The following is an 11,105-nucleotide window of genomic DNA, read 5'->3' as shown; positions in this document are numbered from 1 at the left end:
GGCAGAGTGGCCGATGTATTCCAACGAACACGATAGCCGCTTCATGCGGGCGGCGCTCGACGAAGCGGCAGCGGCGGCAATGCGCGGCGAGGTGCCGATCGGCGCGGTGATCGTTCACGCGGACAGAATTATCGCCCGAGGGTACAACCTGCGCGAAGGGAACAACGATCCCACCGCCCACGCCGAAATGATCGCCATTCGCGCGGCGGCACAGCAGATCGGTCACTGGCGGCTGCTCGATTGTACCCTGTATGTTACTCTGGAGCCGTGTGTGATGTGCATGGGCGCAATGATTCTGGCCCGCATCCCGCGGCTGGTCTATGCCTGTCGCGATCCCAAGGCCGGGGCGGTCGGTTCGAATTACGATTTTTCGCAGGATGAGCGCTTTAACCATCGGGTCGCAGTGACCGAAGGGGTGCTCGATGAAGAATGCAGCGCACTGTTGAGCGGATTTTTCAGGCGTTTGCGCGAAGAGAAGAAAGCCGCCAGAGCGGCGCGATCATCCTGCTGAACAGGTTTGCGGAGAGGTGTCCGAGAGGCCGAAGGTGACAGACTCGAAATCTGTTGTAGTGCAAGCTACCGTGGGTTCGAATCCCACCCTCTCCGCCATTAAAACACAAGGGCTCAGCCGGTAACGGTTGGGCCCTTGTTGTGTCAGTCCTGCCGACGGCGGGACGGCTGTCCCCGCCCCCGACACCCGGCCAGGCGCTGGCTAACGGGTCTTTTCCCTTCATGAATGGGCTAATCTCTGCTAGAGTAACGCGGTTCAGAAACCCTTTTTTGCTGGCTGTTCTGGTCCAAAACGAGGGGACCTCTCCCCTTCGATGTGTCCCAACTTCAGAAGGTCGAACCCGATGACACCCAACTTCACCCAATCCGCCGCGTTTCTCTGGTCAGTCGCCGATCTGTTGCGCGGTGATTTCAAACAAAGCCAATACGGTCGCATCATTCTCCCCTTTACCCTGTTGCGTCGTCTGGAGTGCGTGCTCGAAAGTGACAAGGCGGCAGTGCTGAACAAGCACGCCGGAGTCAGCAAGATGAATCTGCCGGAAGAGGCGGCGGAGAAGTTGATACTTCGCGCGACGGAAGCGCAGTTTTTCAACACTTCGCCGATGGATCTCTCCAAGCTTGGTGAGGCGGGGATCAAGGATAATCTGGAGACCTACATTCAGGCGTTCTCCAAAGATGCGCGGGAGATTTTTGAATACTTCAAGTTTGCCGAGTTCATCGGCCAGTTGAACGATGCCAATCTGCTCTACAAAGTGGTGCAGAAGTTTGCCAATACCGATCTGAGTCCGCAGCGCATTTCCAACTACGAAATGGGTCTGGTTTTCGAGGAACTGATCCGGCGCTTTGCGGAGAGTTCCAATGAGACCGCCGGGGAGCACTTTACCCCGCGTGATATCGTCCGCCTGACCACCTCGCTGGTCTTCATGGAAGACGACGAAGCGCTGACCCAGCCAGGGATCATCCGCACCATCTACGACCCCACGGCCGGGACCGGCGGCTTCCTCTCGGCGGGGATGGATTACGTCATTGAACTCAACCCCAATGCCGTGATGCGTGCCTTCGGGCAGGAACTGAATCCTGAGTCGTACGCTATCTGCAAGGCCGACATGCTCATCAAGGGGCAGGAGGTCGACCGCATCAAGCTCGGCAACACCCTTTCCAACGATCATCTCTACGCCGACAAGTTCGACTACATGCTCTCCAATCCGCCGTTCGGGGTCGACTGGAAGAAGGTTGAAAAAGAGATCAAGGACGAAAGGGGTTCGCCGGTCGCTTCGGTCCCGGCCTGCCGCGCGTCTCGGACGGCTCACTGCTGTTTCTGCTGCATCTGATCAGCAAACTGCGCGACACTAAAGATGGTGGTGGCCGCATCGGCATCATCCTCAACGGTTCACCCCTCTTCACCGGCGGCGCCGGCAGTGGTGAGAGCGAGATCCACCGCTATATCCTCGAAGCCGATCTGCTGGAGGCGATCGTCGCTTTGCCGACCGACATGTTCTACAACACCGGCATTGCCACCTATGTCTGGGTGCTTTCCAACAAAAAAGACCCGGAGCACAAGGGGAAGGTGCAGCTCATCAACGGCGTCAACCTCTGCGGCAAGATGCGCAAGTCCCTCGGCTCCAAGCGCAATGTCATGGGGGAGGATGATATCGCCACCATCACCCGCGCCTTCGGGCAGTTCGAGCAGATCGACAGCGTTGAGCTCGACAAGCCGGATGATGCGAAGAGCAACCGGGGGCGTCAATCCGACAACCCGAAAGCGCTGGAGCCGAAGACCTTTTCGAGTAAGATATTTGCCACCACCGATTTCGGTTACCGGCGTATCACCGTTGAGCGCCCCTTGCGCTTCTCGGTGCAGTTCACCGGCGAGCGCCTCGAAGAGCTGCGCTTTGCCCCCAAGCCGCTCAATGCGCCGATGAAGTGGGCCTATGAGCAGTTTGGCCAAAACTGGACGGCTGCCACTTACGGTGATCTGTCGGACGTCGCGGTCGAGGTGCGGGCGTACGTCAAGGCGAACTTCAGTGATCTGAAAGAGAAACAGATCAAGGAGTTGCTCGACGCCAAGCTGTGGCGCGATCAGCAGGCGCTGCACAAGAGTGGGCAGAAGCTGCAAGCCGCGCTGGCCAAACAGATGGGCGCGGCGGCGATTGTCGAAGGCTTTTGTGATGACTTCAACCGGTTTGAGGATGCGTTGAAGCAGGCGATTAAGACCACCGGTGTCAAGCTGAATCTGCGGGAGAAGAAGCAGCTTCTCGATGCGGTGAGCTGGAAGAATCCCGAGGCGCAGCGGGTGATCAAGAAAATTCACACCAAGAAGGCCGATCCGCTTTACGGCCTGTTTGCGGTGGATGGCAAGGTCGTTGAGTTTCAGGCCGACGGCGATTTGCGCGACAACGAGAACATTCCCCTCGATCAGTCACGCAGTGTGACTGAGACGGTCGAAGAGTATTTCCGCAAGGAGGGCGCTCCCCATGTGCCGGAGGCCTGGATTGATGCGGGGAAGCGGGATGAGAAGGATGGGGAGTTGGGGGTTGTCGGCTATGAGATTCCCTTTAACCGGCATTTCTATGTTTATACGCCGCCGCGTGATTTGGTTGAGATTGATCGGGATCTGGATCTGGTGAGTAAGGAGATTATGGCGCTGCTGCGGGAGGTTCATTCGTGATGTGCAATAAAATGATGCGGTTCACTCCGTTCACTGTGATTTGCGGGTTTAAAAAAGTAATTGACTGTATTGCTGGGAAACTGTACTGTTTCTCTATCGCTTCGGCGAATAACCTTAAAAACACCCTCCAAGCCTCTCAGGCGGTTCGCCGCCATGATGCTCAAACCGGAGGGTTTATTTTTTTGAGGGTAAGCTATGCAATATAATAAACCCCCTCTTTCCATTGAAAAGCAAGTAGATCGTTTAATTCAGCGCGGGTTGATCTGCGAAAATCTTGAGCGACTCAAACATTACCTTACCCATATTGGCTACTATCGCCTAAGTGCCTATTGGCACCCCTTTGAACAACCTCCTGTAAGAACAAACAGTCGAAACCATAATTTCGAAGCAGGTACGACCTTTGACAGGGTTTTGGATCTCTATGACTTTGACCGAAAACTTCGGTTATTGGTGATGAATGCCATCGAACGGATTGAGGTCGCAATCAGAACTCGTTGGGCAGACGCAATGTCAATGCGCCACGGCCCACATGCCCATATGAATTCTGGACTTTTTAAAGATCCGTGGCAACACCAACAGGATATGGCAACGCTTTCCCGTGAAATAAAGAAGAGCAGCGAAGTTTTTATTAAGCATTATCGAGATCAGTATTCAGAACCTTTTCTCCCTCCCATCTGGGCCATTGTTGAGATGATGAGTTTTGGACAGCTGTCTTACTGGTTTTCAAATACGAGTGATACAGAAATTAAAAAAGAAGTAATGCGGAGCCTGAAGGTACCTACGGTTGAGGTTTTAGAAAAGGTTCTGCACACATTGACGCCAATGCGCAACACTGCTGCACATCATGGTAGGTTGTGGAATCGTCAATTTCCGATGACTTTGCCTGAAATAAAGCGACTGAGAAAGAGGGTCGTGCCAAATAATACCCCCAATAGGCTGGGTCATCGCATATTCAATTATTTGGTCATCATCGAATATTTAAAGAGTGTTATTAATCCAACAGGGCAATGGAAGTCCCAGTTGATGATCCTCCTCGGCACTGTTTCGAACAGTGATTTGATGGCAATGGGTTTTCCGGATGATTGGCGTGAGCGGGAGCCTTGGAGTGAGAGGACTGAGGGATGATGGGGCGTTACCAAGCATATCCTGCTTATAAAAACTCGGGTGTGAAGTGGCTTGACGAAATACCATTCGATTGGAGTCACCAGGCCAAGGCGATGGTGGTGACCAGCTCACGGAAAGAGGTGGTGCGCTACAAGAAGGAGTTCGACAAATACATCGCCCGCAAGGGGTATAGCGGTATCAGTGCTCTGGTCGCCTTTTCCGGCGAGGTGGCGTTCAGTGACAGCGACCCGAACGCTGCCGAACTGGTGGGTGAGAAATTCACCGAACAGAGCATGAATCCCGGTCTCAAGGGGCGCGACATGCGCAAGGCGTTCGACACCGATGAGTTCCAGGTGATGCTGGTCGCCAACAAGTTCCAGACCGGCTTTGATCAGCCGAAGCTTTGCGCCATGTATGTTGACAAGAAACTCGGCGGCGTTGAGTGTGTGCAGACCCTCTCGCGCCTGAACCGGACCTACCCCGGCAAGGCTGAAAGCGGCACCTTCGTCCTCGACTTTTTCAACGATCCGCAGGATATCCTTGATTCTTTTCAGCCCTATTTCCAGACCGCCGAGCTGACCGATGTCTCCGCTCCCGACCTGGTTTTTGATCTGTTCGACAAACTGCGTGCCGAGGGAATCTTTACCTGGCAGGAAGTGGAACAGTTTGCCGTGGCCTTCTTCGCCAGGAACAAAAGCAGTGCAGCGATCAGCAATATTTGCAAACCGGCGGTCGAGCGCTGGCAGGGCCGCTACAAGCTGGCAATCGATGCCTACAAAACCGCCAAGCAAATGTTCGAGCGCACCAGGAAGACTGGTGACGCGGTTCTGATCGCCAATGCCGAAAAGAGTTTTACCGAGTGCAAGAAGGAAAAAGACCGGCTGGAGATCTTCAAGAAGGACCTTGGCAGCTTCACCCGTTTCTACGAGTTCATGTCGCAGATTGTCGACTACAACGACAAGGATCTGGAGAAGCTCGCCCTCTATGCCCGGCACCTGCGGCCACTGCTGCGCGAGAAACTGGATGACGATGACGACATTGATCTGAGTAATGTTGCCCTCAGTCACTACCGGCTCTCCAAGATCCGCGAGCAGTACATCGTGATGGAGACCGAGGGGGTCTATGGCCTGAAGCCTGGCAGCGACCTCGGCTCAGGCAAGGCAAAGGATAAGAAAGAAGAGTTCCTGTCGCAGATTCTGGCGCGGCTCAACGACCTCTTCATGACCGACGGGCTGACCGAAAATGACCTGGTCAATTACGCCTATACCATTCGTGACAAGGTGCGCGAAAACAAGAGCGTCATGGATCAGCTTCACAACAACACCCCCGAACAGGCGATGCTGGGTGATTTCCCCAAGGCGCTCGATGATGCGGTGATGGACAGCAGTGAGGCTCATCAAAAGCAGATGATGCAGATACTGTCCAATCGGCAGGTGGCAGAAGGGTTTGCGCGAGTGGTGTTTGATTTGATCAGGCAGGGGAGCTGAGCGCGCGGCACGCCCTTGAGTTTTTGTTTACCTGAAAACAGCACCATGGTACAGTTTTGTACACTTGAAAAAGCCAATGAACTCGATGGACAACAGGGGCGCGGTCGTTGCGGTCGGGCCCGATAGATCACTGGAGAATTAAACACATGGCGTTCAACCTGAAAACAAAAATCTGGCAGACCGGCTCGCTCGACTGGTGGGGCATGATTGGTGACGAGGATGTTTATCTCGGTAGCCGTGAATTTCCGCAACCGGCAGAAGAGGGCGATGAATGGGTGGTGAAGAAAAGCGGAGACCAGTTCAAGATCATCGACGGCGAGATCAGGAAAATCGGTCATGTTGTCCTCACCCCGGCACCATGGGAGTAGGAGCCTTGCTCAATATTATACAGATTCCCGCCGGTGAAATGAATAACTTTTCATATCTGCTCTGGTGTTCGGAGACTTGCGAGGCCCTCGGGGTCGACCCGTCACTGGCACCGGAAAAGATGCTCGCGGCACTGACCGAACATCGGCTGACCCTCAAAATTCTGGTCAATACCCACGGACATCATGATCATGCCGCCGGGAACGATGTCATTCTCACCGCCACCAAAGCGCATCTGGCGGCGCACCCCGCCGCCGAAATCGATGCCGATATGAGTATTGACGAAGGGGCTTTATTGCCGGTCGGGAAGAGCAGCGTGCGGGTGTTGCACACCCCCGGCCATACGCCGGGATCGATCACGCTCAATCCTCCCGGCGCGCTGATTACTGGTGATACCCTCTTTGTCACGCGTTGCGGGCGGGCGGATCTCCCCGGTGGTGACCCGCAAGCACTCTTTGGCAGCCTGAAAAGGCTGGCGACCTTTGCCCACGAAACGCGAGTCTACCCCGGTCATGATTACGGTCCCCATCCAACCTCGACGATCGGCTTCGAGCTGGCCAATAATCCGTTTATGCAATGCCCCGATCTGGCAAGTTTTGTCCGTTTACGTATGGGCTGATGCCGACCGGCACGGTGGTGATAACGCGGCTTGCTGCGCAGCTACCTGTGGACAGGCGCGTGGATCTTCCGTTACAATCAAGAGGTGCCCCTGAAAGATTGTCTTTATGGTAAAGCTTAAATACGGCCTCGACATCTGCGCCTGCACAATCACCAACGCCACGGTTCTGCGCCCGGTCTGCACCCCGGATATCCCTCCGGCGGAAGAACTGATCCGCACCGCGCTAGCGCATCCACTCGGAACCCTGCCGCTCAACGCGATCGTCCGCCGCGGAGAAACGGTTGCCATCATCACTTCGGATATCACCCGTTATACCGGCAGTGAAATCTACCTGCCGCTGGTGGTTGCCGAACTGAACGCCGCCGGGATTAAAGATGATGATATCCTGATCGTCATCGCCCTTGGCATTCATCGCCAACAGACGGCAGCGGAACACCGCAAGATCCTTGGCCCGCTTTTCGGTCGCATCACTGTCATCGATCACGATTGTGACGACCCCGAGCAACTGGTCGATCTGGGGACAACGGCGGACGGGCTTCCGGTTCAGATCAACCGCCGGATCGTTGCCGCCGACCGCGTCATCGTTACCGGCACTGTCGGGTTGCACTATTTTGCCGGCTTCGGGGGCGGTCGCAAAGCGCTGGTTCCCGGCGTTGCCAGCCGTGCCACCTGCATGGCAACGCACTATGCGATCTTCAACCCGCCGCAAATTGGCGGCAAGCAGCCGGGCGCAAAAACCGGTCAGCTCGATGGCAACCCGGTGCATGCGGTGATCCTCGCCGCCGCGCAGCGTGTCCACCCCGATTTCATCCTCAACACCGTGCTGACCCCCGATAAACAGTTTGCCGGAGTCTTCTGCGGCGAGCTGGAGGCCGCCCACCTGGCCGCCTGTCAGCTGGCGCGAGAGATCTATACCGTGTTGCTTGAAGAACCAGCGGAGCTGGCGATTGTCTCGTGCGGCGGGCATCCGAAAGATATCAACTTCATTCAGAGTCACAAGGCTCTCGATTACGGAGTCAACGCCCTGCGCCCGGGGGGAACCCTGATCCTGCTCGCCGCGTGTCCTGACGGTTTCGGCAACGCGACCTTTTTCGACTGGTTTCGCTATCAGGATTTGCAGGAATTCGAAACGGCGTTGCGTGCCAACTATGAAATTAACGGTCAGACCGCCCATGCCACGCTCGACAAGGCGCGGCGCTTCCGGGTGATCCTGATCAGTCATTTCAACGCCGAGCAAACGGCCCGCATGGGGATGGAAAAGGCCGCCGATCTTGACGCCGCGCTGCAGATGGCGTATGACCAGCTGCCGCCGTCACCGCGCACCGTGATTATTCCCGACGGCGGGACGATTTTGCCGATCATGAAAACTTAATTTCACCACGAAGCTCATGGAGCGCACGAAGAAGCCCCACGTCGCAGGACTTCCCTGCCCTTCGAGATCATGAGCCCACGCCCCACAGGATTGAATATGCTCAGCGAAAAAATTATCAAACAGCTGCAACGAATCGTCGGCGCGGAGTACGTTTCCACCGCTAAAGCCGACCTGATCTGCTATTCCTACGACGCCACCCAGCAGCAGTATCTTCCGAATGTGGTGGTCCATCCGGGGCGCACCGAGGAGGTCGCCCAGCTGATGCTCCTCGCAAATGCCGAAAAAATTCCGGTCTTTCCGCGGGGTTCCGGGAGTGGCTTTACCGGCGGCAGTTTGCCGATTGCGGGAGGGATTGTGCTGGCGATGACGCGCCTCGACCGGATCGTGGAGATCGACGCCGACAATCTGGTCGCCACCGTCGAACCGGGCGTGGTCACGGAACAGTTTCAGAAAGCGGTCGAGAAGGTCGGGCTCTTCTACCCCCCCGATCCCGCTTCACTGAAATTTTCCACCCTTGGCGGCAATGTCGCCGAATGCGCGGGCGGGCCGCGCTGCGTCAAGTACGGGGTCACCAAGGATTTTATTCTCGGCCTCGAAATTGTCACCCCGACCGGCGACATCATCCGCACCGGCGGTCCGACGATGAAAGGGGTGGTCGGCTACGATCTGACCAAGCTGATGTGCGGCTCCGAAGGGACGCTCGGGATCATCACCAAGATTATCATCAAGCTGCTGCCGCTGCCGGAAGCGAAAAAAACCATGCTGGTGCTGTTCGCTTCGATCGACGGTGCCGCGCAGGCGGTCTCGGCGATCATCCGTGGCAAAATCATTCCGACCACCCTCGAATTCATGGACGCGGCGACCATCGCCTGCGTCCGCCAGGCAACCGATCTCGATGTCCCGGAGAGTGCCAAAGCGTTGCTGATCATCGAGGTCGACGGGGACCGGGAGATGATAGACAAACAGGCGCAGAAGATCGCCGCCATTGTCCAGCCCCTCGGGGTGGTCGAAACCCGCATCGCCGAAACGTCCGCCGAAAGTGAAGCGCTCTGGCAGATTCGTCGTTCAGTCTCCGCCAGCCTGCGGAAAGTCAACCCGGACAAGTTCAACGAAGATATTTGTGTGCCACGCAGCAAAGTCCCGGAGATGATCCGCAAGGTTGAAGCGATCAGCGCAGAGCTCGGCATTTCGATTGTCAATTTCGGCCATGCCGGTGACGGCAATATTCATGTCAATGTGATGATCGACCGCAAGCGGCCGGGGCAGCTGGAAAAGGCGGAACGCGCCATTGAAGCAGTCTTTAAAGGTGCGCTGGCCCTTGGGGGCACGATGAGTGGCGAGCATGGCGTCGGCATCATGAAGTCACCATATATCAATCTGGAGCTTTCGGCCGAGGCGCAGTCCTACATGGAGACGATCAAAAAAGCGCTCGATCCGAACAACGTGCTCAATCCGGGGAAAATTTTTCTGCAACGCTAAGGAGTTTTCTCACCACGAAGTTCACGAAGAAGGGCGCTAGAGGCTTTAAATTGCACATGCTCCCGGAGAATTTTTGTTTCATCCTAACCTGTGAGGGTTTCTTCGTGATCTGCGTGCCCTTCGTGGTGAATAAAAAATATCACTATGAAAAAACTGAAACGACTCGACGAATATCAGGAAGAAATCGCCCAGTGTGTCAAGTGCGGGGCCTGTCGGGCGCATTGCCCGGCGTTCGGTGCCGAAAAACACGAAGGGCGGGTGGCGCGAGGGAAGATTGCGTTGGCGGACGCGCTCCTTAAGGGGGAGGTCGATCTGGAAGACAAGTTCCTGCTCGACATGTCCCAGTGCCTGCTCTGCGGCAGCTGCTGCGCCCAGTGCCCGAACAACGTGCCGACCGATGAGATTGTCGCCGCCACGCGCCGTGAGATTGCCCGACGCAGAGGGTTGTCGACCTTCGCCAAAGGCGTTGCCGGGATCCTGAGCAGACCGGAGCTGATGAACCTGCTGGCCAAGTCCGGGGGGAAATTATCCACCTTACTCTTTAAAAAATTACCGCAAAGCAGCGGTCTGCGCTTGCGCTTTCCCGCCCCTTTCATCAGCGCCGACCGTACCCTGCCGTCCCTTGCGTCAACACCGTTTCGTGAACGTTACCCGGAAAAGATTGCCGGGGCAGCGGGGCGACCAACCGTGGCTTTTTTCACCGGCTGCGGGATCAACTACATGTACCCCGAAGTTGGCGTAGCGCTGCTCAAGGCGTTGCAGTTTATCGGCGTAACGGTGGTGATTCCGGCCGGGCAAGGGTGCTGCGGGCTTCCGGCCGTCAGCGCCGGGGCGGGCGAGGTGGTTGAGCAGCTGGCGGAACAGAACCTCAAGGCGCTTACCGCCACTCCGGTTGATTGCATCGTCACCGCCTGTGCGTCGTGCCACGCCGGGCTGGGGAAGGTTTATCAGGATTTTGGGGCGGAGTTCGCGCCACTCACCGCCAACGTCAAGGATATTTTCGTCTTTCTGGTCGAACAGGGGCTGGTGGAAAAACTGGCCGCGTTGCCGAAAGCCGCTAAGCGGATGAAGGTGACCTATCATGACCCCTGCCATCTGCGTACCCAGGGGATCACCAAAGAGCCGCGCGCAATTCTCAAGGCGCTGCCGCAAGTTGACTATGTCGAAATGGAAGACGCCGGCACCTGCTGCGGCCTGGGCGGCACTTATTCTGTCTATCATTACGACACCGCCAAGAAAATCGGGGCGAAAAAAGCCGGGTTTATTGAAGAGAGTGGTGCGGCGCTGGTCGCCACCGACTGCCCCGGCTGCATCATGCAGTTGCAGGATGCGGTCAATCATGCCGGGCAACAGCAGCGCGCAGTGCACATTTTGAGCTTGTTGATGGAGGCGTTGGAGGAAGTAAGAGAGGACAAATAAGCTGGTCACCGGTTAAATTTCTCAGTCGTCGCTGATTTTCACCGGCGGGGCGGAAAAATTTTGCAGTCGAGAAATATGCGG

At 56.3% G+C, this 11,105-nt stretch carries 10 protein-coding genes and 1 tRNA gene; all 11 read left to right on the top strand.

The features are described from left to right. The first annotated feature begins 13 nt into the window (after positions 1-13). Entirely contained in the window at positions 14-511 is a 498-nt protein-coding gene (gene tadA, locus K0A93_01525) for a tRNA adenosine(34) deaminase TadA (GenBank protein MBW6510782.1), read from the top strand. Positions 512-521: 10 nt separating this feature from the next. Further along, positions 522-609 (top strand) — tRNA-Ser (locus tag K0A93_01520). 245 nt (positions 610-854) lie between these two features. Continuing rightward, the gene (locus tag K0A93_01515) at positions 855-1,841 is read left to right on the top strand and encodes a type I restriction-modification system subunit M (GenBank protein MBW6510781.1); all 987 of its coding nucleotides are present in this window, start codon (positions 855-857) and stop codon (positions 1,839-1,841) included. Then, positions 1,796-3,178: an SAM-dependent methyltransferase gene (locus K0A93_01510; protein MBW6510780.1), complete on the top strand. Its 1,383-nt coding sequence runs from the start codon at positions 1,796-1,798 to the stop codon at positions 3,176-3,178. Before K0A93_01515 ends, K0A93_01510 begins: the two co-directional genes overlap by 46 nt. Before the next feature lie 195 nt (positions 3,179-3,373). Beyond that, positions 3,374-4,303, top strand: coding sequence for an Abi family protein (locus K0A93_01505; protein ID MBW6510779.1), 930 nt, complete (start codon positions 3,374-3,376; stop codon positions 4,301-4,303). Between the two features lie 41 nt (positions 4,304-4,344). Further along, entirely contained in the window at positions 4,345-5,769 is a 1,425-nt protein-coding gene (locus K0A93_01500; protein MBW6510778.1) for a hypothetical protein, read from the top strand. A gap of 146 nt (positions 5,770-5,915) precedes the next feature. Next, entirely contained in the window at positions 5,916-6,137 is a 222-nt protein-coding gene (locus K0A93_01495) for a hypothetical protein (GenBank protein MBW6510777.1), read from the top strand. A gap of 5 nt (positions 6,138-6,142) precedes the next feature. After that, on the top strand, positions 6,143-6,754 hold the full coding sequence (locus K0A93_01490; GenBank protein MBW6510776.1) for an MBL fold metallo-hydrolase: 612 nt from the start codon (positions 6,143-6,145) through the stop codon (positions 6,752-6,754). Between the two features lie 106 nt (positions 6,755-6,860). After that, positions 6,861-8,126, top strand: coding sequence for a nickel-dependent lactate racemase (larA, locus tag K0A93_01485; GenBank protein ID MBW6510775.1), 1,266 nt, complete (start codon positions 6,861-6,863; stop codon positions 8,124-8,126). Between the two features lie 96 nt (positions 8,127-8,222). Further along, positions 8,223-9,605, top strand: coding sequence for an FAD-binding protein (locus K0A93_01480; GenBank protein MBW6510774.1), 1,383 nt, complete (start codon positions 8,223-8,225; stop codon positions 9,603-9,605). Positions 9,606-9,749: 144 nt separating this feature from the next. Continuing rightward, complete coding sequence (locus K0A93_01475) at positions 9,750-11,024, top strand: (Fe-S)-binding protein (protein MBW6510773.1); 1,275 nt, start codon at positions 9,750-9,752, stop codon at positions 11,022-11,024. Positions 11,025-11,105: the final 81 nt, after the last annotated feature.

Source organism: Desulfuromonadaceae bacterium, assembly GCA_019429445.1.
GTDB lineage: Bacteria > Desulfobacterota > Desulfuromonadia > Desulfuromonadales > JAHYIW01 > JAHYIW01.
The sequence above is the reverse complement of the archived record's forward strand: the minus strand, read 5'-3'. Positions and strand labels throughout refer to the sequence as shown.